Origin of the sequence: Larsenimonas salina, assembly GCF_023736155.1 — a bacterium.
GTDB lineage: Bacteria > Pseudomonadota > Gammaproteobacteria > Pseudomonadales > Halomonadaceae > Larsenimonas > Larsenimonas salina.
This window is the reverse complement of the sequence record NZ_JAMLJJ010000001.1, coordinates 732978-759150: the sequence shown is the minus strand read 5'-3', so window position 1 is coordinate 759150 and position 26173 is coordinate 732978. Positions and strand designations below refer to the sequence as shown.

The 26173-nt window shown below is 56.3% G+C and carries 22 protein-coding genes and 2 tRNA genes; 15 read left to right on the top strand and 9 right to left on the bottom strand.

Annotated features, from left to right (window positions below; all coding sequences use genetic code 11):
• Positions 1 to 100 precede the first annotated feature (100 nt).
• Positions 101 to 439: a flagellar hook-basal body complex protein FliE gene (fliE, locus tag NAT23_RS03645; protein ID WP_251925725.1), complete on the top strand. Its 339-nt coding sequence runs from the start codon at positions 101 to 103 to the stop codon at positions 437 to 439.
• Between the two features lie 61 nt (positions 440 to 500).
• Here the strand turns inward: fliE and NAT23_RS03640 are convergent, their stop codons facing one another.
• The 3 genes from NAT23_RS03640 to NAT23_RS03630 all read right to left on the bottom strand — a co-directional run bounded on the left by NAT23_RS03640 (position 501) and on the right by NAT23_RS03630 (position 3395).
• A complete protein-coding gene (locus NAT23_RS03640) occupies positions 501 to 854 on the bottom strand; it encodes a flagellar protein FlaG (protein WP_251925723.1) in 354 nt (117 codons plus the stop codon).
• A gap of 142 nt (positions 855 to 996) precedes the next feature.
• Complete coding sequence (locus NAT23_RS03635; RefSeq protein ID WP_251925721.1) at positions 997 to 2088, bottom strand: FliC/FljB family flagellin; 1092 nt, start codon at positions 2086 to 2088, stop codon at positions 997 to 999.
• Positions 2089 to 2315: 227 nt separating this feature from the next.
• Positions 2316 to 3395, bottom strand: a complete 1080-nt coding sequence (locus NAT23_RS03630) for a FliC/FljB family flagellin (RefSeq protein ID WP_251925719.1) — start codon at positions 3393 to 3395, stop codon at positions 2316 to 2318.
• 309 nt (positions 3396 to 3704) lie between these two features.
• Between NAT23_RS03630 and NAT23_RS03625 the strand changes: the two genes are divergently transcribed.
• Both NAT23_RS03625 and NAT23_RS03620 read left to right on the top strand, forming a co-directional pair.
• The gene (locus tag NAT23_RS03625; RefSeq protein WP_251590363.1) at positions 3705 to 4421 is read left to right on the top strand and encodes an RNA polymerase sigma factor FliA; all 717 of its coding nucleotides are present in this window, start codon (positions 3705 to 3707) and stop codon (positions 4419 to 4421) included.
• Positions 4422 to 4969: 548 nt separating this feature from the next.
• Positions 4970 to 5800, top strand: coding sequence for a helix-turn-helix domain-containing protein (locus NAT23_RS03620; RefSeq protein ID WP_251590362.1), 831 nt, complete (start codon positions 4970 to 4972; stop codon positions 5798 to 5800).
• Between the two features lie 71 nt (positions 5801 to 5871).
• Here the strand turns inward: NAT23_RS03620 and NAT23_RS03615 are convergent, their stop codons facing one another.
• Positions 5872 to 6483 (bottom strand): TetR family transcriptional regulator, encoded by a 612-nt coding sequence (locus NAT23_RS03615; protein ID WP_251925717.1) that lies wholly within the window; start codon positions 6481 to 6483, stop codon positions 5872 to 5874.
• A gap of 120 nt (positions 6484 to 6603) precedes the next feature.
• Between NAT23_RS03615 and NAT23_RS03610 the strand changes: the two genes are divergently transcribed.
• A complete protein-coding gene (locus NAT23_RS03610; protein WP_251925714.1) occupies positions 6604 to 7887 on the top strand; it encodes an efflux RND transporter periplasmic adaptor subunit in 1284 nt (427 codons plus the stop codon).
• Between the two features lie 12 nt (positions 7888 to 7899).
• The gene (locus NAT23_RS03605; RefSeq protein ID WP_251925713.1) at positions 7900 to 11079 is read left to right on the top strand and encodes an efflux RND transporter permease subunit; all 3180 of its coding nucleotides are present in this window, start codon (positions 7900 to 7902) and stop codon (positions 11077 to 11079) included.
• Between the two features lie 129 nt (positions 11080 to 11208).
• Here NAT23_RS03605 and purN read toward each other — a convergent pair whose 3' ends face one another.
• Both purN and purM read right to left on the bottom strand, forming a co-directional pair.
• Positions 11209 to 11919, bottom strand: coding sequence for a phosphoribosylglycinamide formyltransferase (purN, locus tag NAT23_RS03600; protein WP_251925711.1), 711 nt, complete (start codon positions 11917 to 11919; stop codon positions 11209 to 11211).
• A complete protein-coding gene (gene purM, locus NAT23_RS03595; protein WP_251925709.1) occupies positions 11916 to 12977 on the bottom strand; it encodes a phosphoribosylformylglycinamidine cyclo-ligase in 1062 nt (353 codons plus the stop codon). Before purM ends, purN begins: the two co-directional genes overlap by 4 nt.
• Before the next feature lie 165 nt (positions 12978 to 13142).
• Here purM and NAT23_RS03590 point away from each other — a divergent pair, with 165 nt between their 5' ends.
• The 5 genes from NAT23_RS03590 to araH all read left to right on the top strand — a co-directional run bounded on the left by NAT23_RS03590 (position 13143) and on the right by araH (position 18838).
• Positions 13143 to 14216 carry an AI-2E family transporter gene (locus tag NAT23_RS03590; RefSeq protein ID WP_251925698.1) on the top strand — a complete coding sequence of 358 codons (1074 nt, stop codon included), beginning with the start codon at positions 13143 to 13145 and terminating at the stop codon, positions 14214 to 14216.
• A 1-nt stretch (position 14217) separates the two neighbouring features.
• Positions 14218 to 14919 (top strand): DnaA regulatory inactivator Hda, encoded by a 702-nt coding sequence (hda, locus tag NAT23_RS03585; RefSeq protein WP_251591933.1) that lies wholly within the window; start codon positions 14218 to 14220, stop codon positions 14917 to 14919.
• Between the two features lie 319 nt (positions 14920 to 15238).
• Complete coding sequence (locus NAT23_RS03580) at positions 15239 to 16228, top strand: arabinose ABC transporter substrate-binding protein (protein ID WP_433962188.1); 990 nt, start codon at positions 15239 to 15241, stop codon at positions 16226 to 16228.
• Between the two features lie 48 nt (positions 16229 to 16276).
• Positions 16277 to 17770 (top strand): L-arabinose ABC transporter ATP-binding protein AraG, encoded by a 1494-nt coding sequence (gene araG / locus NAT23_RS03575; RefSeq protein ID WP_251925696.1) that lies wholly within the window; start codon positions 16277 to 16279, stop codon positions 17768 to 17770.
• 63 nt (positions 17771 to 17833) lie between these two features.
• Positions 17834 to 18838: an L-arabinose ABC transporter permease AraH gene (gene araH, locus NAT23_RS03570; protein WP_251925694.1), complete on the top strand. Its 1005-nt coding sequence runs from the start codon at positions 17834 to 17836 to the stop codon at positions 18836 to 18838.
• Between the two features lie 74 nt (positions 18839 to 18912).
• Here araH and NAT23_RS03565 read toward each other — a convergent pair whose 3' ends face one another.
• Positions 18913 to 19332 carry a secondary thiamine-phosphate synthase enzyme YjbQ gene (locus tag NAT23_RS03565; protein WP_251925692.1) on the bottom strand — a complete coding sequence of 140 codons (420 nt, stop codon included), beginning with the start codon at positions 19330 to 19332 and terminating at the stop codon, positions 18913 to 18915.
• A gap of 212 nt (positions 19333 to 19544) precedes the next feature.
• Here NAT23_RS03565 and NAT23_RS03560 point away from each other — a divergent pair, with 212 nt between their 5' ends.
• Positions 19545 to 20921, top strand: a complete 1377-nt coding sequence (locus NAT23_RS03560; RefSeq protein ID WP_251925681.1) for a class II fumarate hydratase — start codon at positions 19545 to 19547, stop codon at positions 20919 to 20921.
• An 82-nt stretch (positions 20922 to 21003) separates the two neighbouring features.
• On the opposite strand, the gene glpD is transcribed toward NAT23_RS03560, so the two are convergent.
• Together glpD and NAT23_RS03550 are read right to left on the bottom strand one after the other, a co-directional pair.
• Positions 21004 to 22539 carry a glycerol-3-phosphate dehydrogenase gene (glpD, locus tag NAT23_RS03555; protein WP_251925679.1) on the bottom strand — a complete coding sequence of 512 codons (1536 nt, stop codon included), beginning with the start codon at positions 22537 to 22539 and terminating at the stop codon, positions 21004 to 21006.
• A gap of 83 nt (positions 22540 to 22622) precedes the next feature.
• A complete protein-coding gene (locus tag NAT23_RS03550) occupies positions 22623 to 23402 on the bottom strand; it encodes a DeoR/GlpR family transcriptional regulator (RefSeq protein WP_251925677.1) in 780 nt (259 codons plus the stop codon).
• Positions 23403 to 23584: 182 nt separating this feature from the next.
• On the opposite strand from NAT23_RS03550, the gene glpK reads away from it, so the two are divergent.
• The 4 genes from glpK (at position 23585) to NAT23_RS03530 (ending at position 26095) form a co-directional block, all read left to right on the top strand.
• Entirely contained in the window at positions 23585 to 25078 is a 1494-nt protein-coding gene (glpK, locus tag NAT23_RS03545) for a glycerol kinase GlpK (RefSeq protein ID WP_251925675.1), read from the top strand.
• Between the two features lie 30 nt (positions 25079 to 25108).
• Positions 25109 to 25834: an MIP/aquaporin family protein gene (locus tag NAT23_RS03540; RefSeq protein ID WP_251925673.1), complete on the top strand. Its 726-nt coding sequence runs from the start codon at positions 25109 to 25111 to the stop codon at positions 25832 to 25834.
• 77 nt (positions 25835 to 25911) lie between these two features.
• A tRNA-Val gene (locus NAT23_RS03535) sits at positions 25912 to 25988 on the top strand.
• Between the two features lie 30 nt (positions 25989 to 26018).
• Positions 26019 to 26095, top strand: a tRNA-Val gene (locus NAT23_RS03530).
• Positions 26096 to 26173: the final 78 nt, after the last annotated feature.

The following is a 26173-nucleotide window of genomic DNA, read 5'->3' as shown; positions in this document are numbered from 1 at the left end:
AGGTGTGTTTTTGATCGTTAATTATTGTAATCGGGCCGGACGCTTGATTGGTAAGCTTGTTCCAGATCGATACATAACGACTTAATCTTTGGGAGGGCTCATGGCGATCGAGTCTGCAGGTAGCTTACAGTCTGTGGTTCAGCAGTTGCAATCGACTGCAACTCAGGCGCAGGGAACATCGTTTGGACTCAACAATGATCAAGGCAGTGATAGCAATGTAAGTTTTGCCGGGATGCTGAAATCATCCATTGATCGCATTGATGGCATGAAGCAAGCCGCCAACGCCAAGGCGGAAGCATTCGAGCGAGGCGACCCGGGCATTGGTATCAACGATGTCATGATTGATATGCAAAAATCGAGCGTGTCCTTTGAAATGGGCGTTCAGGTTCGAAACCGGTTGATGAGCGCCTATAAAGAGATCATGAGCATGCAGGTGTGATGGCTGTGCTGTTGCGCTATAAAGCCCACCTTATGGTGGGCTTTTTTATGAGCGTTACAGACTAGGCCCGAGTGTCAATCATTTGAAGCGACCCCTCCTGCAGGCGCGTGATGATGCCGACCATTTCTTCGGACGGGATCTGTCGGATCAGTTCGCCGTTTGCCTTATCGATCAGGTGCACCACCATGCGGTCGATGTCCTGATCGAGCTTGAAGCGCACGCCGTATTCCTGCATGTAGCTGTCCAGCTCGGTTTGATCGAGCGGGGGACGTTCCGGGGAAGCGGTTGTTTGGGGTAACTCTAAATCAGAGGGGGAAGCGCGAGCCAGGACGCCTTCGCTCGAGGCCTGCGGCACCGGAAGCTGGCTTTCTGTGGAAAGTGGGGTTGCGTGTGCGTGTGTAATCGGTAGAGACATGACATCACCATGCGTGGTTCGTTAAACCGCCTGAGTGGGTGACACTGTCGCGTTAGTTATTATGGTTTTTTTTGTACGCATGCGCTGAAGGGGCATGCAAAAAGGCCGGCAGAGCCGGCCTCGTTGGTACAATCTTTCTAGATTAACCCAGCAGAGACAGCACGCCCTGGGTGGTCTGGTTGGCCTGGGCAAGCACCGAGGTGCCGGCCTGCTGCAGGATCTGCGCCTTGGACATGTTGGACACTTCGGTCGCGTAGTCCGCGTCCTCGATGCGTGAGCGCGCTGAACTCAGGTTGGTAGACGTAGTGTTGATGTTTTCGATCGCGGAATCGAAGCGGTTCTGGACCGCACCGAGGTCGGAGCGAAGGTTATCAACGGTGCTGAGCGCATCGTCTAGAGCGCCAAGAGCATTCATGCCCGCTGCTTTTTGAGCGTTAGCATCGAGTGGACTAGCGCTGTCAAAAGCGACAACTACGTCTTCGAGCGTACCTGTCGTGGTATCAGCATCAGCATCATCGTTATCGGTGTCAGTAGGCGTGACAGTGGCAGAATAAACATTTCCATCGTCGGCCTGAAGATAGAAGCTGCCATCTTTAGCCTCAAATACAGTTCCACCAGTTACTGAGCTACTGGTGTCATCAAAGCTAAACTTGGCATCTTCGGATGCGCCCGCAACGTTAGTGGCTTCTACTGTTTTTGCGAAATTGGTAGCGTCGAAGCCCGTAAGCCCAAGTGTCTGAGAGTTGATTTCCTTCAGGTTGACACTGATGGTCTCGCCGTCGTTGGCACCCACCTGAATCGAAAGCCCTTGATCGGAATCCAGTACCTTGGTGCCGTTGAAATTGGTTTGACCTGAGACCCGGTCAATTTCAGACAGACGCTGGGTAATTTCATCCTGGATGGAATCAAGGTCTTCGGCTGAGTTGGTGCCGTTTGAGGCTTGAACAGACAGCTCACGAATGCGCTGAAGGTTGTCGTTGACCTGGTCAAGCGCGCCTTCGGCGGTCTGAGCCAGCGAGATGCCGTCGTTGGCGTTGCGTGACGCCTGGTTCAAGCCGGTAATCTGGGAGGACATGCGGTTGGCGATGGCCTGACCGGCGGCGTCGTCCTTGGCGCTGTTGATGCGTGAGCCAGAAGAGAGCTTCTCGATCGCGCTGTTCAACTGAGACTGTGACTTGTTCAGGTTTTGTTGAGTCTGAAGAGACAGAGTATTGGTGTTGATGACCATTGCCATGATGTCGATTCCTTAACGCTGTGTTATGGAGATGGCGGTGGTGGCGCCATTTTGTACGGCGTTTCTCGCCGCTGAAGTAACTATCGGCACAGAAGAGCATTGCTTAAGTATGAAAGGCGCTTAAAAGCAGAGTCAGGGAATAATTATCTGCGTATCTTGTGGTTTAACTGGGACGTGTGCATAAAAAAGGCCGGCAAAGCCGGCCTCGTCTCACCACGCGTTCAGGATTAACCCAGCAGAGACAGTACGCCCTGAGTGGTCTGGTTGGCCTGGGCAAGTACCGAGGTGCCGGCCTGCTGAAGGATCTGCGCCTTGGACATATTGGATACTTCGGTCGCGTAGTCCGCGTCCTCGATGCGTGAGCGGGCAGAGCTCAGGTTGGTGGACGTGGTATTGATATTTTCGATCGCGGAATCGAAGCGGTTCTGGACCGCACCAAGATCGGAGCGAAGGTTATCAACGGTGCTTAGGGCGTTGTCCAATGATGCCAGCGGGTTCATACCTGCAGCTGCTTGCGCTGCAAGATCCAAAGGGGCACTGCTGTCAAAAGTAACCTCAACATCTTCGTTTCCGTTAGCGGCATTTCCATCTGTATCGGCAGCTGCCGCTACGGTGGCAGCGTAAACGTTTCCATCACTATCTTGTAGATAGTTATTACCATCTTTTCCTTCAAAGACAGTTCCGGTAGTTACTGCGCCACTGTTTGAATCGGTAAAACTGTATGTCGCACTGGGATCCGCACCTGTAGCATCAGCAGCTTCTACTTTCTTTGCAAGATCTGTGACATCAAACCCTGTAAGGCCAAGTGTCTGAGAGTTGATTTCTTTCAGATTGACACTGATGGTTTCGCCGTCGTTGGCACCAACCTGAATTGAAAGCCCCTGGTCGGAATCCAGTACCTTGGTGCCGTTGAAATTGGTTTGGCCCGAGACACGGTCAACTTCGGACAAACGTTGGTTGATTTCATCCTGGATGGAGTCCAGATCTTCTGCTGAGTTGGTGCCGTTTGAGGCTTGAACAGACAGCTCACGAATGCGCTGAAGGTTGTCGTTAACCTGGTCAAGCGCGCCTTCGGCAGTCTGGGCCAGCGAGATGCCGTCGTTGGCGTTGCGCGAGGCCTGGTTCAAGCCAGTGATCTGGGACGACATGCGGTTGGCAATCGCCTGACCGGCGGCGTCGTCCTTGGCGCTGTTGATGCGTGAGCCAGAAGAGAGCTTCTCGATCGCGCTGTTCAGCTGAGACTGTGACTTGTTCAGGTTTTGCTGAGTCTGGAGAGACAGGGTATTGGTGTTGATGACCATTGCCATGATATCGATTCCTTAACGCTGTGTTATGGAGATGGCGGTGGTGGCGCCATTCTTGTGCGGCTGTTTTCGCCGCTGGTGAAGTTATCGACGCACGCCGTTTTTGCTTTAGACGGATTCTCAAAAAAGTTTGTGTGAAAAGGTATCCAGTGTTACCGGAGGTGTCCAAAAAGCGAATCAAGCCACGTACATTAGGGCTTATTGGCGGTTAGAGGAGGGGCGTGCGCGCGTAGTATGGCCTGCATGGTGAGCGTATTAGATGTTACTTCTGCGCTCGAATTTCGGCTGAGCAGGCTTTCAGAGACCCCGACTATGTATACCGCCGAAGGCAAGTTGAATCCGTCGAACCTGGTTGATCAATATATGCCCCTCGTTCGGCGTCAGGCCCTGCAGCTTCAGGTCAGGCTGCCTGCAAGCGTCGAGCTGGATGATCTTATCCAGGCTGGCATGGTCGGACTGCTCGATGCGTACAATCGTTTCGACTCCGGCCAGGGCGCTACTTTTTCTACCTACGCGTCCCAGCGCATTCGTGGGGCAATGATCGATGAGCTTCGAAGCCGTGACTGGCTGCCACGAAGTGTGCGCCGTACCAGCCGCGATATCGATCGCGCCATTCATAAACTCGAGCAGGAAAACGCGCGGCCTGCGACCGAGCGCGAAATTTCCGAGGAACTTGGTATCACACTTGAGGAGTACCGCAAGGTCCTCAATGACACCAACAACGGGTATTTGCTGCCGTTCGAGGATACGAGCTCCGATGAAAGTGAGGCATCGCATGTGTCGTCCGACGTGGCGTCGATGGCAACCCCTCAGGAATCCTTCTTTGCCTTTGCCGATCGTCAGCAGTTGGCATCGGCCATTGATAATCTGCCCGAGCGTGAAAAGCTGTTGCTTGGCCTCTATTACCAGGAAGAGCTCAATCTGAAGGAAATCGGTTCCATTCTGGGTGTCAGCGAGTCACGAGTATGTCAGCTTCACAGCCAGGCGGTATCGCGTCTTCGCGCCAGTATGGTAAATGAGCCGGCGTAATGTTTATGAAGCCCGTGTACAACGCGGGTTTTGATGACGCTTCTTTTATAAGAAGAAGTAAAAAAGCAATTCTTGTAAATGCGCTTTTTAATACCTTGATTGGTCATTTTGATATAAAAAGTGTGTTGAAGTGATTTTTGGTATTTTTATGTGACTATGTAGCGGTTTGCTTACCTTCCCCGCTTTTTTATCTAACCTTCTGTTTATAAAGGAATTTATTTTTTTGTTTTAAAGTCTGGTATTACTTTTCTAATCCTTTGTTTTTGAGGTATTAGTTATAAGAATAATATCGGCTTAATCTTCTGATTTTTTGTTCCCGCCCCCAAGCGCCATTTTTATAAGCATCTCCAGATTCATTCTTCCTTTACTTATGCCCCCCCTTTAGGCTTTGCCCAAGCTTGAGGCAGATAGCCACGAGCCATACAGCGTGCGGGATGCGGCGTATGGCTGGTGAAAAGAAGACGAAGAACTTCGTGCTGCTGCCCTGAAAGGCCACAGGCCTTCGACAAGCATTCTAAAAAAATATCGTTAAAGGGATGGAACACGATATGAATGGCAAAGAATTCGATGTAGCGGCAACAGAAGTAATCCTTCACGAGCACACCAATGAACTGCTGCCCATGACGGCAGTCGCGAAGCAGGTCGGTCTGTCCACCTCTCATCTGCGTCGCAAGTTCAAGCAGTCGTTCGGAATTACCCCGACCGATTATCATGCAGCGATCCGGCTTGACCGTGCGGCACTGCTGCTTGTGTATACTCGCAAAAGCATCATGGAAGTTGCTTTGGAGTGTGGATATCAGGATCACGCCGCGTTTAGCCGAGTATTTCGTCGTCACTTTGACATGTCACCACGCACCTACCGCGATACGCTTCGTGTGACCATGGGGGCTACCAAGGTTGCCGCCAAGGACGCCCGCCCGGTTCAGGTCGTCGAAAAAGAAGAAGCGTCTTACTTCCTGGTCATGCGCGCCTTCGGTGAAGAGCAGGGCAGTGAGGAGAGCATCCGTCGCCACCTGCTGGATCTGTGCCCGCGTGGCACCAAAGAGTGCATTCTTGAGCCGGTCTGCTTTGTCTATGACGATCCGCGCATTACGCCCGAGCACCGTATTCGCAAGGATATCGGCTACCGCATGGCCAAGCGTGAAACCTGGAATCCGCCGCTGCCACTTCGCTGGCTTTGCGTTGAACCGGGCCGCGAGATCCAGACGACATTGAACTGCTGGGACGAGTTCGAAAGTGTTTTTCAGCACATGGCGCTGGGCTGGGCATTGACCCACGGTGAGCAGATCAAGGTGGATCACTCGCGCATCCTTTATAATGATGGCAAGCGCGACGCCAACGGCGAGCCAGTCATGACCTTGTCGATTCCGCTCGAATAATGACGTTTTGAATATATGAAAAAGCAGCCAACCGGCTGCTTTTTTTATGTGTGCTCTTTTGGCTTGCGCGGTCAGGCTTTCAACATCGAAAGTAAAAGACGAATCATGTGACGGCCCTCGACCTTGATGTCGAATACGGACGTATCGCGTAACCAATCATTGACGAGCCCTTGAAGCGATACATGAATCAGCCTCGAGGCGCACGCAGGATCTATACTTTCCTTAATCAGATTGTCACGTTGCGCTTGAGTCAAAAGCTTTACCATGTGCTCATAGCTCTCGTGCACCATGGCATTGTGATTTTTCAGCGGATCGATGTCCTTGGTGTGCTCGCACCGAAACAGGAGAATGGTATAGGTGCGCATGTATCGTGGCTGAGTGATGCGCTCGAAGGCCAGATTGATTGCGCGTTCCAGGTCGATAAGCGGGTGACCGGAATGCTCGGATTCCTCGAGGTCTTCGATCAACTGCTTAAGAGGCATCTTGACTCGGTCAAGCAAGGCATTGAATAGCGCATTCTTGTTTTCGAAGTGCCAGTAGACGGCGCCCCGAGTCATTCCTGCGTGTTTGGCAATGTGTTCAAGCGATGTACGCGAAACGCCTTTTTCATAAAATAGCGTTTCTGCCGAGTCCAAAAGCACCTGACGCGTGGATTCCGCCTCGGATTTTGTTCGTCGCGCCATCGTTTGAGTCCTCCGCCAAGTATCGAATGCTGATTGTAAAGCAAATACGTCAGTTTACATACATACATGAATGCATCTAAACTGACCAGTATCCCCATCTTATTTACCGGAGTAAGCCCCATGAGCTTTCATGACGTCAGAAATCTGGCCAAAAGCCCACTATGGCTGATGCTTGCAGCCAGCTTACTGATCAGTGGTTGCAGTGACGGCAAGGACGACCAAGATCAGCAGGGCGCCCAGCAGAAAACGGCCAAGAAGGCGCAGGTTGAAACCGTTCAGCCAGGCGATCTGACGCTTGATCGAGAATATCCCGCCAAGATTCGAAGTGATCTGTCGGCGGATATCGTTGCTCGTGTCAACGGCGTACTCGAAAAGCAGCTCTATTCGCCGGGAGAGACTGTCGAAAAGGGGCAAACCCTGTTTGTGATCGAGCAGGCGCAGTATCAGGCGGCAGTCGATCAGGCCAAGGCCGATGTCGAAAGCGCCAAGGCGACGCTTGAAAATGAGCGCAGTGATTACCGCCGTTACGAACGCCTTTATAAGCAGAACTCTGTCAGTCAGCAGCAGCGCGATGCAGCGCTGAGCAGTTACCGTACGGCGCAGGCCTCGCTCGAACAGGCTAAGGCAGCGCTCGATGACGCTCAGATTGATTTGGGCTATACCACGGTAAAGGCCACGACCAACGGCAAGGTGGCACTCAATGACGTCAACGTCGGTAATTACGTCACCAGTGGTACAACGCTTACGGAAGTGACGCCACTGAATCCGCTCGAAGTCCGTTTTTCTATTCCGCAGGATGAGGCATTTTCGCTGCGGCGCCAGCAAGGGCGCGATAACAGCGAGCCAATCAAGGCCCAGCTCGCGTTTCCCTATGCCAATGAAAGCGACAGTACTGATGTCTCGTTGGTCGGAAACGTCGATTTTCTAGGCTCTCGCGTGGATGAGGGCACAAGTACTGTTCAGGCTCGCGCTGTGTTCGATAATCCCGATCAACTGTTTCTTCCTGGGCTGTTCGTGCGGGTCAAGCTTATGAACGTCAAGCACTTCAATGCGCTGGCCGTTCCCCAAAGCGCGGTAACTGAGGGGCTCAAGGGCCCACAGCTTTATATACTTGATGAGAAAAATGTCATTCAGAGTCGGTTCGTGACGCTTGGTGAGCAGGCTGGCAGCTGGATGATCATCAAGAAAGGGCTCAAGGCCGGTGATCGCGTAGTAGTTTCGTCTATCGGCAGCGTGTCTCCCGGTGACAAGATCGACCCGCAAGCGTTCGACGGTGACCCGTCGGATACGCCGACCGACCCGTCCGGCAAGAACGGCGCGGCCACGACCCAGCCTGAAAACAACACAAGCGTAAGTGGTAAAGATACTTCCAGTGGCGCTTCCGAACACAAAAACAGTCAGTAGACGGGTGCCTACGTGAACATTTCAAGCTTCTTTATAAATAGGCCGATCTTCGCAACGGTTCTGTCGATCATCATTACGCTGGTCGGCTTCATGGCCATGCGAAGTCTTCCTATCGAGCAGTACCCGCAAGTCGTGCCGGTCACGGTGTCGGTCACGGCGTCCTTCCCGGGTGCCGATGCTGAAACCGTATCGGAAACCGTGGCCGCACCGCTTGCCGAGGAGATCAATGGCGTCAAGAACATGATCTACTTAAGCTCATCGAGCGCGGACAGCGGCCAGATGCGCATGAAGGTCTATTTCAATATCGGGACTGATCCTGATATCGCGACCATCAACGTCAATAACCGCGTACAGAGGGCGCTGTCGCGTCTGCCGTCGGCCGTGCAGAATCAGGGTGTGACCGTCGAGCTGCAATCAAGCAGCATTTTGATGTTTGCCGCACTCTATTCGCCCAACGGTCAATACGACTCGCTCTATCTCAATAACTACGCCAACATCAATATTGTCGATGAGATCAAGCAGCTCAACGGGGTCGGGCAGGCCGAGGTTCTGGGCAATCAGCAGTTCGCCATGCGTATCTGGCTCAACCCGGACAAGCTTTCCCAGTATGATCTGACGCCTGCCGAAGTATCCCAGGCCATCCAGGCCCAGAACACGGTTGTCTCGGCCGGCAAGCTTGGCGCCGAGCCTCAGCGAAGCGCCACATCAAACACCTACACCATCACGACCCAGGGTCGCTTGAAGTCGGTCAAGCAGTTCGAGGATATTCTTCTCAAGACTAAGGCCGATGGCGGCGCGCTTCGCTTGAGCGATGTTGCGCGCGTCGAGCTTGGCTCGACCTCCTACGGCATTCAGGGCCGGGTCAACAATAACCCCATCGCGCCAATCGCAATTTATCAGCAGCCAGGGGCCAATGCCCTTCAGGTGGCTGGCGAGGTCAAACAGACACTGAGTGATCTGAAGAAGCGTTTCCCGGCAGGCCTTGATTACGTAGTGCCCTATGACACGACCTTGTTCATCAATGCGTCGATTGAATCGGTGCTGCATACCTTTGTTGAAGCTCTGATTCTGGTCGCGTTGATCGTCTTCATTTTCCTGCAAAACTGGCGATCGACACTCGTTGCCATGTCGGTGGTGCCGGTCTCGGTCATCGGGACGTTCGCCGGCATGTACATGCTCGACTTCTCGATCAACCTGCTGTCGCTGTTCGGGATGATTCTTGCCATCGGGATCGTGGTGGACGATGCGATCGTCGTGATCGAGAACGTCGAGCGTATTCTCGAGGACAATCCGGAGGTGTCGTCCAAGGAAGCTGCCTTCGAGGCGATGAGGGAGGTGACCGGGCCCGTGCTCGCGACGGCCCTGATCATGGCGTCCGTGTTCGTGCCTGTCGGTTTCTTGACGGGACTCACCGGCAAGATGTATCAGCAGTTCGCCATCACGATTGCCATTTCGGTCAGCATCTCGGCGCTGGTTGCCCTGTCGTTTACGCCGGCGATGTCCGCCATCTTCATCAAGCACAAGGAAAACCTGAAGCAGTCCAAGCTAAGTCGCGCGGTTAACAAGCCCTTCGAGTGGTTTAACAAGGGCTTCGATAAGCTGACCGACTGGTTCATGAGCGCCGTAAACTTCCTGATTCGCCACGTGCTGGTGTCGCTGGCGCTGGTGCTTGGCACCTGTGCGCTGTCGTTTTTCATCTACTCGAAACTGCCAGGCGGGCTGATTCCCGCGACCGACCAGGGCCTGATGATCGCCTCGGTGTCGCTGCCGGCCGGGTCGTCGGTCGCACGTACCGATGAGTACGTTCAGGAACTGATCGACAAGATCGAGGAAGTGCCCGCCGTTGAGTACGCCACCTCGATCACCGGCTTCGATATTCTGAGTAGCTCGGCAAATACCGCGAAAGCCACGGTGTTCGTGTCGATGAAGCCCTGGTCCGAGCGCGATATCACCGCCGACCAGATGATCCAGAAAACGATGCAGATCGGTGGGTCGCTGCCTGGTGGCAAGGTGATGGCGTTCAACCTGCCGCCGATCATCGGGCTTTCAACCACCGGTGGTTTCAACGGGTATCTCGAGTCGCTCGGCGGGGATTCGCCGGAGGAGCTTTATCAGGCGTCGCTCAAGATCATGCAGGCGGCCCAGAAACGGCCAGAGCTTGCACAGGTTTTCACCACGCTTGATGTCTCGGTGCCAACCTACAGCGCGACAGTGGATGAGAACAAGGCGCAGAGCCTCGGGGTCGATCTCACTGATCTCAATACGACGCTTTCAAGCACCTTTGGCCAGTCGTTCGTGAACTACTTCACGCGCAACAGCCGTAACTTCCAGGTGTATCTGCAGTCGGATGACAAATTCAGACGCTCGCCAAGCGATCTGAACAAGGTCTTTGTGCGTGGCGGAAACGGCGAGCGAATTCCGCTATCGACCCTTGTTACCCTCAAGCGGACCAACGCGCCGACGATTGTCGACCGGTTCAGTGTTTATCCAGCAGCGCAGTTCCAGGGCCAGCCCGCGCCGGGGTACAGTTCCGGCCAGGCGATTGCCGCGATGAACGACGTTGTGCGCGAAACGCTTGGTGATCAGTACAGCATGGGCTGGACCGGGGAAGCCTATCAGCAGGAAAACGCCGGTAACGCATCGACGCTTGCGATCGTGTTCGGCTTGATCATGGTCTTTTTGATCCTGGCGGCGCAGTATGAGCGTTGGACGCTGCCGATCGCAGTGGTGTCGGCGGTGCCGTTCGCGTTCATCGGTTCGGTGTTGGCGGTCTGGATGCGTGGGCTCGACACCAGTGTGTACTTGCAGATCGGCTTGCTGGTGGTCGTGGGGCTTGCTGCCAAGAACGCAATTCTGATCGTCGAGTTCGCCCAGCAGCAGCGCGATGAAGGCAAGAGCATCGTTGATGCAGCCCTGACTGCGGCCCGGCTTCGTTTCCGTCCGATCGTCATGACGTCGCTGGCCTTCATCGGCGGCACACTGCCGCTGGCACTGGCCTCAGGTGCAAGCGCCGCGAGCCGACATCACATCGGTACGCCCGTGGTCGGTGGCATGATTTCGATCACGATTCTTGCAAGCGTGTTCGTACCAGCGGCCTATGTCTTCATCATGCGCGGTCAGGAGCGTTTGATGCGCCGCTTCAACAAGCAGCCTGATTCAGACACTCATGAGGGTCGCACGAGCGAGAAGTGAGTCAGAAAAGGCGCCGGCGTATTCGTCGGCGCCCGTTTTGATCAATGTCTCAGTAGTCAAGAAGTTCAATCGTTCAACAAAAAAGCCGCCCGTGAGGGCGGCTTTTTTGTTGTGCGGAAAACGAACGGCTTAAAGGTCGTCGTCGGTCACGTCATCGGCGGCAAGTCGAAGGCCCGACGCCGGCAGGGCGTGACCATCCAGAGTCAGTCCTGAATCTCCCAATTGCAGCCGGCCGTCAAGAAACCAGCGTACTGCCATGGGGTAGATCAGATGCTCACGACTGAGTACCCGCTCGGCCAGCGTGTCCTTGGTATCGTCCGGCAACACATGAACCGCGGCCTGAACGATGATTGGGCCGCCGTCGAGTTCCTCGGTGACGAAGTGCACACTGGCGCCGTGCTCGGTACCTGAGTCGGCCAAAAGGCGCGCATGCGTATCGAGGCCTTTATACGCTGGCAATAATGACGGATGAATGTTCATCAGCCGGCCGTGGTAGCGAAGCACGAAGCTCTTGGTGAGGATGCGCATGAAGCCGGCCAGCACGACCAAGTCGGGCTGATGGTGGTCGATCACGCGAATCAGTTCAGCGTCATAAAGCTCGCGGTCGCGTTCGTCGTGAAAATGCCGGAACTTGCTCGGCTCCACAACCTCGGTCAGCACACCCGCCTCCTTGGCACGTTCAAGGCCATAGGCGTCGGGCTTGTTGCTGATGACGGCGACAACATTTCCCCCGAGCTCGTCATGCTCCATCGCATCAAGGAGTGCCTGAAGGTTGCTCCCGCTGCCGGAGATCAATACGACGATCCTGCGTGCGTCGGCGGTTTCGGCTTCAAACGTCATGCATCAAGCCCCGAGAGCTGTACCTGCTCTTCCCCGGCCGCTCGCGACTGGATGTGGCCGAGGGTGTAGACGGTCTCGCCCTGTGCCTTGAGGTGAGCGGCCGCGCGCTCGGCGTCGGCGTGATCCACGACCACGACCATGCCGATACCGCAGTTAAGCACGCGGTACATTTCATGGTCATCAACGTTGCCCTGGCGCTGGAGCCAATCGAACACGGCCGGACGCGACCAGCGTGTTGTATCGATATGGATGGTGGCGTCGTCCGGCAGAACGCGGGGCAGGTTCTCGAGCAGACCGCCGCCGGTAATGTGTGACAGCGCATGGACGCTTACGTCGCTTTCATTGATCAAGGACAGCAGCGGCTTGACGTAGATGCGTGTCGGCGCCATCAGTGCGTCGCTCAAGGGAACGCCATCGATGAGCTGATCCAGTGACTCGCCGCTGCGCTCGATGATCTTTCGAATCAGCGAGTAGCCGTTGGAGTGCGGGCCGCTCGAGGCAAGGCCCAGCACCACATCGCCTTCCTTGACCTTTTGACCATCAAGAATCTTGCGTTTTTCGACTACCCCGACGCAGAACCCCGCCAGATCATAGTCATTGCCTTCGTACATACCCGGCATTTCTGCCGTTTCACCGCCAACCAGGGCGCAGCCCGCCTGCAGGCAGCCTTCGCCGATGCCGGTCACGACCTGAGAGGCGATGTCGATATCGAGCTTGCCGGTCGCGTAGTAGTCGAGAAACTGAAGCGGTTCGGCGCCGGCAACGACCAGGTCGTTGACGCACATGGCCACCAGATCGATACCGATGGTGTCGTGCTTGCCAAGATCCATGGCCAGTCGCAGCTTGGTGCCGACGCCGTCGGTGCCGGTGACCAGAACCGGCTCGTCATATCCCTTGGGCAGTTCGCACAAGGCGCCAAAGCCGCCCAGACCACCCATGACTTCGGGGCGGTGGGTCCGCTTGGCAACGCCTTTGATGCGATCGACCAGTGCATTACCGGCGTCGATATCCACGCCAGCATCTTTGTAGCTTAAGGGAGCATCGGAGTGTGAAGTCATGTATGTTCCTGTGCTGTACGGTGACCTGGGCCCTGCGGCCAAAAATAAAGCGCGAGTATAACATCGCCTCGGCCCGCGGGCACGAAGCTCGGGCCGTGATGGCAGGAATCGATAAAGCCATTAAACTGCCTGCATCAGGTAGGCAAGACCAACAAGGATGACAGCATGTCGATGCGATTTTGGTGGGGGATTGGCGGGGCACTTGCCGGACTGTGGTTGTTTTCACATTTGACGCCGATCTTGATGCCGTTTTTTGTCGGCACGATCCTTGCGTATTTGGGCGACCCGCTGGCGGATCGGCTCGAGGCGCGTGGGCTATCCCGGCGTTTGGCGGTGACGGTGGTGTTTTCTCTCTTGTCGATCACGGTCATCGGGTTGACCATTATCGTATTGCCGGTGCTCTGGCGGCAGTTGATTCAGTTCGTTGAGGCGCTTCCGGCTATTTTGAACTGGGTGCAGCAGGTGGTCATGCCCACGATCCAGTCCTGGACGGGGTCGGATTTTTCCGCCGATTTCGATCAGCTCAGAAATATCGTGACCGGGCACTGGAAGGAAACCGGCTCCATTGCCACCCAGTTTTTGACTCAGCTGTCGCGTTCGGGGCTCGCGCTGGCGTTTTTGATCGGCAACCTTGCGATCATTCCGGTCGTGACCTTCTATCTGCTGCTGGACTGGGATCGCATGAAGGCCAAGATCAAGGATGCGATTCCCCGCGATTGGGTATCTACCGTCACCCGGCTTGCGCGTGAGTGCGATGAGGTGCTTGGGGCGTTCATGCGCGGCCAGCTTCTGGTGATGCTTGGGCTCGGCATTGTTTACGCCATCGGGCTGACGCTTTTGGGGGTCAAGTTCGGTTTTCTCATCGGGATCATTGCCGGTATGGCAAGTATTGTGCCGTATCTTGGCGTGATCGTTGGGGTGGCGATTGCCGAGCTGGTAGCGTTTTTCCAGTTTCAGGACTGGCTGCCGCTTCTCGGTGTCGGGGGGGTGTTCGTGGTTGGGCAGCTGCTTGAAGGCATGGTGTTCCAGCCGCTTTTGCTTGGTGATCGCATCGGGCTGCATCCGGTGGTGGTGATCTTTGCGGTCATGGCCGGTGGGCAGTTGTTCGGGTTTGTCGGCGTCCTGCTGGCGTTGCCGGTCGCGGCGGTGCTCATGGTAGTATTGCGCTACCTGTTTACTCAGTATAAAGAAAGCCCCATGTACTCCTCTTCCTCCAAGATCGATCAGGATGCGCGCTGACATGATGTCCGGGCCGGCTCAGCTCCCGCTGGGAGTTGGATTGCGAGACGATGCAACCTTCGCCAACTTCATGGCCGGGGGCAACCAGACACTGGTCGATCAGCTCGTGCGCCAACCTACGCCGACGGGCGAGCAGTTTCTGTATCTGTGGGGTGCGCCTGAATCCGGCAAAAGTCATCTGCTTCAAGCCGCCTGTCATGAGGCCAGTCAGCAGGGTATTTCCACGCTGTATCTCCCGCTCTCAGACATTGGTCATTTCCCCCCCTTGATGCTTGAGGACATCGAGCATCTCGAGCTGATCGCGATCGATGATCTGGACACGGTGATCGGCCGCAAGCGCTGGGAAGAAGGGCTTTTTCACTGCTTCAACCGATTGAGAGACGCGGGTCGGCGACTGATTATCGCGGCAGAAAAGCCGCCACGTCAGTTGCCGGTCAAGCTGGCTGATCTCGGCTCGCGGCTGAGTTGGGGGACCACGTTTCATCTCAAGCCGCTCAACGATGATGAGCGGCTTGAGGCGTTGAAGCTCAGAGCGCGGAGTCGAGGAATGATGCTTCCCGATGAAGTCGGGCGTTATCTCTGCCACCGAGGTCCGCGCCAACTGACAACGCTGTTCGATACATTGGCGCGTCTTGATGAGGCCTCGCTGTCGGCACAGCGCAAATTGACCATTCCCTTCGTCAAGCAAGCGCTTGGGTGGTAACGCGTTTTTATCTGATTGCTTGCATGTCCCCTGATAATTTTTTCCTTCCCGCCGCCCCTTTTAAGGGTGGCCTGTGCGTTGTGTGCCGCTGATGGCGGCGGACTTTCGCGAAAGTCGAAGACAACTTTAGTTCATGGCGTTTTACTCACGGGCGGGCGACAACGCCCGTACTGTATGGCTCTGCGCTTTATTGATACCAGATAAGGTATCGGTTTGGCGTCCAACCGTTATTACTCTGGAATCGGTTCGGCCTCTACTATCGGCTCAAAGCAGGAGACAGTGTCCAACAACAATTGAGCCTTTAGGCCGGAGAACGTCAATGATCCGCTTTGTGAAACCTTCCTTACTGACGCTTGGGCTGAGTCTTGGAGTGTGCATGGGCAGTGCGCAGGCCCAGGACGACGTCAAGATCGGATTTATCGTTAAAAAGCCCGAACAAGCCTGGTTCATCAACGAACAAAAGGCGGCGACCCAACTTGGCGAGGAGAAGGGGTTCTCGGTGGTGCGCCTTGCAGGCGAAGATGGCCAGCAGGTCTTGAGTGCGATCGATAACCTTCACTCCCAGGGTGCTCAGGGGTTCGTGATCTGCCCGCCGGATGTCCGGCTTGGGCCGGCCATCGTCAACCGCGCCGAACGTTACGGCATGAAGGTCATTACCGTTGACGACCGGTTTTTAGGGCCGGGCGGTGAGCCCATCGAGTCGGTGCCGCACCTTGGCATGTCGGGCTACAAGATCGGCCAGCAGGTCGGCAAGGCGATCGCGGCCGAGATGAAGGCCCGTGGCTGGGATCCAAAGTCCGTGGCCGCGCTTCGTATTACCAACTATGAGTTGCCGACCGCGAAGGAGCGCACTGACGGTGCGACCCAGGCACTGCTTGAGTCCGGGTTCGTCAAGGCCAACATTTTTGACGCGCCCCAACAGAACACCGACACCAGCAGCGCATTTGCTGCGGCCTCACCGGTCTTTTCAAAACACGGCAACTTCGATCACTGGGTTATCTACGCCCTGAATGAAGAAAGCGTACTGGGCGGCGTGCGCGCAAGTGAGCAGTACGGGCTGTCACCCGATCAGGTCATCGGCGTTGGCATCAACGGCTCCGGTGCCGCCTTTGCCGAATTCTCGCGCAAGAACCCCACAGGCTTTTACGGCACCATGGCGGTCAGCTCGACCATGCATGGCCGTCAAACCGCGGACAACCTCTACACCTGGATCACCACCGGGGATAAGCCCAAGGCCAATACTGAAACCACCGGCACGCTCATGACCCGTGAGAACTGGCAAGAGGTACGCGACGATCTCGGCCTGTAAGCCCGCTATCGGTCAGAACGTGTACTCATGTCGGACAGGAGCAGGGCCATGAACGAACCATATCTTCGCGTGGAAAACGTGACCGTTGAGTTCCCGGGGGTCAAGGCGCTCGACGGCGTCAGTTTCGCCGCACATCAGGGGCAGGTGCACGCCCTGATGGGGGAAAACGGCGCGGGGAAATCGACTCTTTTGAAGGTGCTGAGTGGTGTCAACACGCCAACCCAGGGGCATCTGGTGATCCAGGGCACGTCGCATGTGTTCGCCAACGCCCGCGAGGCGCTCAAAAGCGGCATCGCCATCATTTATCAGGAGCTGACACTGGCACCGAATCTGTCGGTGGCGGAAAACCTTCTGATGGGGCAGCTGCCGGCTCACCACGGCTTCGTGGACCGTCGGCGCCTGCGCGAGCGCGCCCTCGCTATATTGGATGATCTGGGCGAAGGGGCGCTCGACCCGGCAACCAAGGTGCGTGAGCTGTCGGTCGGCCAGCAGCAGATGATCGAGATCGGGCGGGCGCTGTTACGGGATGCGCGCATCATTGCCTTCGATGAGCCGACCAGCTCGCTCTCGGTTCAGGAAACCCGGCACCTGAAGCGGATCGTTGCACGCCTTCGTGATGAAGGGCGGGTCGTTTTGTACGTTACCCACCGCATGGAAGAGGTGTTTGAGATGTGCGATGCGATCACCGTCTTTCGAGATGGGCGTCACATCTGCACTCACGAGACGCTTGAGGGGGTCGACAACGACACGCTGGTCAGCGAAATGGTCGGCCGTGACATCGAGGACGTGTATGGCTACCGGCCGCGTGACATTGGCGAGGTGCTGCTGGCGCTGGACGGTCTGAAGGGGCGAGGTGTTCGCGCGCCGGTCTCGCTTGAGGTGCGTCGTGGCGAGGTGCTGGGGCTTTTTGGTCTGGTCGGCGCCGGGCGCAGTGAACTGATGCGTCTGGTCTGTGGCGCCGAGCGCGCAAGCGAAGGCGCCGTAATGTTCAAGGGGCAGCGCAGTCGCTACACCAGCGCTCAGGCCGCGATTCGAGCCGGCATCGCCATGTGCCCGGAAGACCGTAAATCCCAGGGCATCTTTCCGGTCGCGAGTGTGTCGGACAACCTCAACATCAGCTGCCGTCGTTTTTTCAAACGACTTGGTCTGTTTCGACACACGGCCCACGAAATGGAGACCACGCAGCACTACATTCGTGCGCTCAGCATCAAGACGCCGGGGCCGCGCACGCCGATCGCGAACTTGTCCGGTGGCAACCAGCAAAAGGTCATTCTGGCGCGCTGGCTGGCCGAGGAAATCGATCTGTTCATCATGGATGAGCCGACCCGAGGGATCGATGTCGGCGCCCGCCGTGACATCTATAGCCTGCTTTATGACCTGGCCGAACAGGGCAAGAGCGTGCTGGTGATCTCGAGCGATCTGGCGGAGGTCAGTTCGATCTGCGATCGCATCGGTGTCATGCGAGACGGCGAACTGCTGGACATCGTCTCGCGGGAGAAAGCCACGCCCGAACGTCTGCTCGGGCTGGCGCTGCCGGCCTGAGCGCGTCATCTCGTCTGCTCTCGATGCGCTTGTTGTGCTCTTAACAATGATAAGGAAAACGCCATGTCTCAACACGATACCGCCGCGCCCTCGATGAGCGAGCCGACGCGGCGTCGGTTGCCAAAGCCGCTTCGCACATTACTGGATACGTCCGGTCTGATTGCGGTGTTCATTCTGCTGTTCGCCGGGCTCTCGATTTTAGTGCCGGACTTTCTGACCGGGCGTAACATCGTGGGGCTGTTGCTGTCGGTCACTTTGATCGGTTCGATCGCGACCACCATGATGATGGTGCTGGCGCTTGGGGAGGTGGATCTCTCGGTTGCCTCGATCGTTGCCTTCGCCGGGGTGGTAGCTGCCGTGATCACATCGACCAGCGGCAGCGTTTTCATCGGCGTGGTGGCGGGCATTGCCGCCGGCGCGGCGGTTGGGGCGTTCAATGGGTTTGTGGTGGCGCGCTTTGGCATCAATTCGCTGATTGCGACCCTTGCCGCGATGGAGTTCGTGCGCGGGCTTGCCTACATCACCTCTGGCGGTGACGCCGTCATGATCACGGTGCCGGGCTTTTTCGATCTCGGCAGCGCGGCCTTTCTGGGGCTGACGCTTCCGGTGTGGACGATGATCGCGTGCTTTGTGGTGTTCGGGGTCATCCTCAACATGACAAGCTTCGGTCGAAATACGCTGGCCACCGGCGGCAACGCCGAAGCGGCGGCTCTGGCCGGGGTCAACGTACGAAAGCTCAAGATCACCGTGTTTGCGCTGCAGGGGCTGGTGGCCGGTATTGCTGGCGTGCTCTTGACCTCGCGCATGGGCCTCGGCGACCCGAACACCTCACAGGGGCTCGAGCTTGCCGTGATCTCTGCCTGTGTGCTGGGTGGGGTGTCACTGTCGGGCGGTGTGGCTTCGATCACCGGCGTACTGGTCGGGGTGCTGATCATGGGCTGCGTGCAAAACGCCATGGGGCTATTGAATGTGCCGACCTTTTATCAGTATCTCGTTCGAGGGGCGATCCTGCTGCTGGCGGTCATGTTCGACCGCTGGAAGCAGTCCCGACGGGCAGGGGAGCGTTAGCCACATAGACGTCACACGAAAAACGCCGGAGCAGATCTGCCCCGGCGTTTTTTATGGTCATGTGCGGGCAGGGGTTACTCGCCGAACGCGGTGATCACGACCCGCCGGCTGCCGCCGTGATTGCGATGCTCGCAGAGATAGATGCCCTGCCAGGTGCCTAGATTGAGCCGTCCGTCCGTGATCGGGATCTGAACGCTCGGCCCCAGCAGGCTGCTTTTCAAGTGGGCTGGCATGTCGTCGCTGCCTTCAAAGACATGTTCGAAATACGGCTCGTCTTCGGGTACGGCGCGGTCGAAGAAGCTTTCGAAGTCAGTGCGTACGGTCGGGTCGGCATTTTCGTTAATGGTCAGCGAAGCCGAGGTGTGTTTGATGAACACGCTCAAAAGCCCGGTTTTGAGCGTGCCGAGGTCCTTGAGGGCGCGTTCGATGTCGTCGGTGATGATGTGGAATCCGCGCGAGCGCGCATTCAGGGTGATCTCTTTTTGCATCCACATGGCGTTGACTCCATCGGTGATAAGGGCGCGTCGCGCATAGGTTTGTAGTCTAGAAGACGCGCCAGCGGGTGTAGAGCCTTCGGCCCACATTCTGGTCAGGTGCTCAATCATTTATGGTAATGAGTCGCATTGCTTTTTTCGACGAAGGCCTTGTGCGGGGTCTATCCTAAACGCACCAACGCAGTTTTAATCTCAAGTGGGAGAACACAGGCATGGCCAATACGCGCATTGAACGTGACAGCATGGGTGAGCTCGAGGTACCGGAATCGGCGCTTTATGGCGCGCAGACGCAGCGCGCGATCAATAACTTTCCGGTCAGCGGTCAGCCCCTGCCGTTCGAGTTCATCAAGGCAGTGGTGCACGTCAAACGGGCTGCCGCCCAGGTTAATCTCGATCTTGAACTGCTGGATAAGCCCCGCGCCGAGGCCATCATTGCGGCTGCGGATACGCTGCTTTCAGGCAAGCACCAGGATCAGTTCCCGGTCGATGTGTTCCAGACGGGCTCGGGCACCTCGACCAACATGAACGTCAACGAGGTTATCGCTCACCTGGCGTCAAGCGATGAGCTCGAGGTCAACCCCAATGACCACGTCAATATGGGGCAGAGCAGCAACGACACGATCCCCACGGCGCTTCATGTGTCTGCATCGATTGCCCTGCATGAAACGCTGTTGCCGACGCTCAGGCACCTGAACGACGTAATCGAGACCAAGGCCTCTGACGTCGAAGACGTCGTCAAAACAGGGCGCACCCATTTGATGGACGCCATGCCGATCAAGATGAGCCAGGAGCTTGGCGGGTGGTCGTCTCAGGTGGCGCAGTCGGTTGAGCGCCTTGAAGACGTACAGCGTCGCCTTCTTCGTATTGCACAAGGCGGCACGGCGGTAGGCACCGGCATCAATGCGCATCCGGAATTTGCCGAGCGGTTTGCCAGGGTGCTGGGTGAGCACACCGGGCTTTCGTACGCGCCCAGTGACAGCTTCTTTGCAAGCCTTGGTTCACAGGACGCTACCGTCGAGCTTTCCGGGCACCTCAAGGCGTTCGCGTGCGCGTTGATGAAGATCAGCAATGACCTTCGCTGGATGAATTCCGGGCCGCTTGCGGGGCTTGGCGAGATTGAGCTCGAGGCGCTTCAGCCCGGAAGTTCGATCATGCCCGGCAAGGTCAATCCGGTCATTCCCGAGTCGGCGGCGCAGGTGGCGGCGCAGGTTATCGGTAATGACGCAGCCGTCACCGTGGCCGGTCAGTCAGGTAATTTTCAGCTCAATGTGATGCTGCCGTTGATGGCGAGTAATGTTCTTTCCTCGATAACGCTGTTGACCAACGTGTCGCGCCTTCTGGCCGATAACGCGATCGCAACCTTTAGTGTCAGAAAGGACAGCATTGAAGCGCCGCTTTCGAAAAACCCAGTGCTGGTCACGGCCTTGAATCCGGTCATTGGCTACAATGCGGCGGCGAAAGTAGCTAAGAAGGCGTATCAGGAAGGGCGGCCGATTCTGGAGGTGGCCGAAGAAGAGACCGAGCTTTCGAAAGAGGAGCTCAAGCGCTATCTTGACCCGGCCAAGCTGACCGAGGGCGGCATTCAGTAATCGTCAGGCAAGGCCCCATCAAACCGACAACGCCCCGCTTATTCAAGCGGGGCGTTTTTCATGCAGAGCGCACTAGAGATGTTCAGGCCTGGGCGCTTTCCGTCGTGGGCGTGCCTGGGTAAATACCAGCAATCCGTTCTGCGATGTAGTCGCTCATGCGATTCTTTTGAGCGCCATCGAGGCGCAGGTCCATCTTGGTTCGGCGCCAAATGACGTCGTCAAGCTCCCGCGCCCATTCCTGCTCAATCAGATAGTTGATCTCGGCGGCGCTCATGCCGCTGCCGAATTGCTCGCCAAGATCATCAAGCGTGCTGCAGCCGTCAAGGAACTGCTCGCAGAGCGTGCCGTAACTCGAGGCAAAACGTTCGGCTGTCTTGGTCTCCAAAAAGGGATAGTTGGCTTTCAAGGTCTTGGCGTACTCGAGCCGGTCGGTGATGTCGCCGCCGGGCATGGTGGCTTCTGCCGTCCAGTCGCCACGCATGGTCGGGTAATAGGCTTTCAGTTCGTGCAATGCGGCTTCCGAGAGCTTGCGGAAGGTGGTGATCTTGCCGCCGAACACGGAAAGCATCGGCGCCTTCTCGGCATCGAGGTTCAAGGTGTAGTCCCGCGTCATGGCTGATGGGTCGTCGGACTCGTCATCGCAGAGCGGGCGCACGCCTGAGTAGCTGGTGACGATGTCATCTTCGGTGATGCGTGCGTCAAAATGGTCGTTGAGCACGTCCAATAGATACGTGGTTTCTTCCTGGCTGATGGCCAGCTTGGACGGGTCCCCGTCGTAGGCGACGTCGGTGGTACCGATGAGACTGAAGTCGTTCTGATAGGGCAGCACGAACACGATGCGCTTGTCCTTGTTTTGAAGGATATAAGCGCGATCGTCGGTATTGATGCGTTTGGTGACCAGGTGGCTGCCCTTGATCATCTTGATGCCGTAGCGCGGCTTTCGCTGGGTTTCGTTTCGGATGAAGGATTCCACCCACGGGCCGGCAGCGTTGATCAGAACTCGGGCTCGACGGACAAGCGTTTCACCGGTCAGCATATCCTTGAGCGTAAGTTCCCAGTGGCCATTTTCATCGGCGCGGGCCTGCTCGCAGCGGGTTCTGACCAGAACCTCGGCCCCATTTTGCTTGGCCTGCAAGGCGTTGAGTACCACCATGCGGGCATCATCAACCCAGCAGTCTGAGTACTCAAAACCTTTCTTGATGTCTGAGGACAGCGGTGAATCCGAACCGAACGTCAGCTTCTTGGCCTTGGGCAGGCTATCCCGATGGCTTAGATGGTCGTAAAGGAAAAGTCCCGTTCGAATCATCCAGCCCGGTCTCAAGTGCGGCTGATGGGGCAGGATAAAGCGCATCGGCCAGACAATGTGCGGCGCTTTCTTGAGCAGAACCTCCCGCTCGTGAAGCGCTTCTCTGACCAGACGAAATTCATAATGCTCGAGATAGCGCAAACCGCCATGAATCAGCTTGCTGGACGCCGAGGATGTGGCGCTTGCAAGGTCAGCCTGCTCGCAGAGCCCGACGCTCAGACCCCGGCCGGCAGCGTCGCAGGCAATACCAGTGCCGTTAATGCCTCCACCAATGACATACATGTCCAATAGGGGCGTTTGCTGATGTGCCATGCTGTTCTCCGCCGAAGTCGTCTTCGATGTGTCATTTATGTTCGAAAAAGAAAATAATACAAGTTCGAACGAACATCAATCCATTACCTCGTCGAGTCCGACTCCGGAAGGTAGAGCCGAACATCGGACTCATCGAGCAGTGCGCAAAACGCATCGGGCGGGCGAACGTCGGTAAAAAGAGCGTCGACCTGGTTGATGTGGGCTTGGCGAACCACTGCCCGACGCATGAATTTTGAATGATCCGCAGCCAGAAACACGTGCCTGGAATTGCCGATAATGGCCTGGGCGACGCGGACCTCCTGATAGTCGAACTCCAACAGCGAGCCGTCTTCGTCGATGCCGCTGATGCCGATGATGCCGAAATCAACCTTGAACTGGTTTATGAAATCGATCGCGGCCTCGCCGATAATGCCCCCGTCACGGGAGCGCACCACGCCGCCGGCCACAATGACGTTGAAATCATCCTTGGCGTGCATCATGGCGGCCACGTTCAAATTGTTGGTGATGACCTCAAGCCCCTTGTGGTCGAGCAGGGCTTCGGCCACCAGTTCGGTGCTGGTGCCAATATTGATGAAAATGGAGCTGTGGTCGGGAATATGCGACGCAAGGGTGGCCGCGATCGCTTTCTTTTCCTCGTAATTCAGCGTTTTACGCGTGTTGTAGGACGTGTTGACGGTGCTGGATTCGATGCTTCCCGCCCCGCCATGAACCCGCCGGATCATGCCCTTTTCCGCAAGTACGTTAAGGTCTCTGCGAACGGTCTGGGGCGTTACGTTAAAATGCGCGGTCAGCTGTTCGATATTTATGTACTTCTGCTGTTGTATCAGCGACACCATTTCGTCCTGGCGTTTATGTTGGGACATCAAGCCACGTTCCTTCATCAAGAATGGTCGGTTTGCGCGCCGTTGGTGAATGCTGCTCTACCAATGTCTAAGGACGTTCACGCAATTTTAGTTTGTTTGTATGTGCGACATGCCAGTACTGTACCCAATGTTCGAAAGTGAAAATAAATGAACATGACATCCGAGACACAAAGGACTTCGCCATGACCTCTCTCATGCTCGCCATTGATCAGGGTACAACCAGCTCCAGAGCCATCTTGTTCGACAAGACCGGCAATATTGTTTCATTGGCTCAGGAAGAATTTCCACAGCATTTCCCTGAGGGCGGCTGGGTTGAGCATCATCCGGATGATATTTGGGGGTCAACGCTTAGAACCATCAAGCAGGCCATCACCAATAGCGGCAAGACCGTGCATTCGATCGCAGGCATCGGCATTACCAATCAGCGCGAAACCACCCTGGTCTGGGACAAGAACACCGGCGAGCCGGTCTACAACGCCATCGTCTGGCAGGATCGTCGCACGGGTGATTATTGCCGCTCCCTGAAATCCCAGGGGCATGACGAAAAGATCCAAAGCAAGACCGGGCTTTTGATCGATCCGTACTTTTCAGCCACCAAGCTTCGCTGGATTCTTGAAAACGTAGATGGCGCTCGAGAGCGTGCCGAGCGAGGCGAGCTCTTGTTCGGAACGGTCGACAGCTATCTGATCTGGAAGCTTACGGGGGGGCGTGAGCATCGAACCGATGCGACCAATGCCTCTCGCACCTGCCTGTTCAACATTCATGAGCAGTGCTGGGACCGTGATCTTCTTGAGCTGTTTGGTATTCCGGAGTCCATGCTGCCGGAGGTTATGGATTCAAGCGATGAGTTCGGGCGAACCGATGCTCAGCTTCTGGGGGCGAGCCTGATGATTGCAGGCGTTGCCGGCGATCAACAGGCTGCCTTGATCGGTCAAACCTGCTTCGAGCCGGGCATGGTCAAAAGCACTTACGGCACCGGCTGTTTCATGATCATGAACACCGGCGAGCGAGCAGAGGTATCCAATAACAAGCTGTTGACCACTGTTGGTTATCGTCTGAATGGTAAGGTCACCTACGCGATGGAGGGCAGTATTTTCATTGCGGGCGCGACAGTTCAGTGGCTGCGCGATGGGTTGAAGCTCTTCTCCAACGCCTCGGAAACAGAACACCTTGCGCGCGAGACCAACGATGGCCATGGCGTGTATCTAGTGCCGGCCTTTACCGGACTGGGGGCGCCACACTGGGATCCGCAAGCGCGGGGCGCGATTTTCGGACTGACCCGAAATACCGGCATTGCCGAACTGGTGGCGGCCGGATTGCAGTCGGTCTGCTATCAGACGCGTGACCTTCAGGAGTGCATGAATCGTGATGTGACGGCGTCCACTGCGGCACTGCGAGTCGATGGTGGCATGGTCAGCAACAACTGGGTCATGCAGTTTTTGGCTGACATTCTCGATGTTCAGGTCGATCGTCCGACGGTGCTTGAAACCACCGCGCTCGGGGTCTCCTATCTGGCAGGTCTGAAGCTTGGCTGGTATGAGTCGCTTTCAGACATCACCTCGCTTTGGCATAAAGAGCGCTCATTTTATCCGCAGTTCTCCGATGACAAACGTCAATCACTCTATGCCGGCTGGCTCGACGCCGTGTCCCGGGTTAAATCCGACAATCAGGATTAAGCCCTTAAACACGACGAAAAGGAGTGTGTCATGCACGCGTATATCGGGGAATTCTTTGGGTCGCTGACTCTGATTTTGTTCGGGGATGGGGTGGTGGCTAACGTGCTGCTGCAGCGAACGAAAGGCAAGGACAGCGGGTGGATGGTCATTGCCACCGGATGGGGGCTTGCGGTCATGATGGGTGTGTTCGTTGCCAACGCAATGGGCTCGCCTGGGGCCGATATCAATCCGGCGGTGACCATCGCCAAGTGGGTCATGGGCATGTACGTCGAGGCGAATGTGGTTTTCGGGATGATCGCGGCCCAGATGCTTGGGTGTTTTGTCGGGGCGATTTGTGTCTGGCTTGCGTATCTGCCGCACTGGAAATTGACGGAATCGAAAGAAAGCAAACTAGGCATCTTTTGTACGGCGCCGGCGATCCGGCACCCATTTGGTAACGTTCTGAGTGAGGTAATTGGTACGGTCACATTGATCGTTGGAATCGGGGCGATCGTTCATTCAAGTTCTATCGCCGGCGGGTTACTGCCGTTTCTGGTGGGTGGGCTGGTTTGGGCCATTGGGTTGTCGCTTGGAGGCCCCACTGGTTATGCGATCAATCCGGCGCGGGACCTTGGGCCGAGATTGGCTCATGCACTGCTGCCGATCGCCGGCAAGGGCGGCTCGGATTGGTCCTACGCATGGATTCCGATTCTGGGGCCGATCATTGGTGCGTCCGTTGGTGCACTTATGTGGACTAGCCTGATCCCTGCGGCTTAAAAAAAGTCATTTAAATGCTTGCATTCAAAAGGCAAATCCGTAAAATTGCGCAGCGTTGATCAGGCAAGACCCCTAGCAGGACCGTAGCTCAGTTGGTTAGAGCGCCACGTTGACATCGTGGAGGTCAGCGGTTCAAATCCGCTCGGTCCTACCAATGAATGCCCATCAACGACATCGCTAGTACAGGACCGTAGCTCAGTTGGTTAGAGCGCCACGTTGACATCGTGGAGGTCAGCGGTTCAAATCCGCTCGGTCCTACCAGATCCCGAAAGCCCAACTTTTTGAAAGTTGGGCTTTTTTTGTGTTGGTCATGTGTAAGCTTTGCGCTTACTCGGAGTA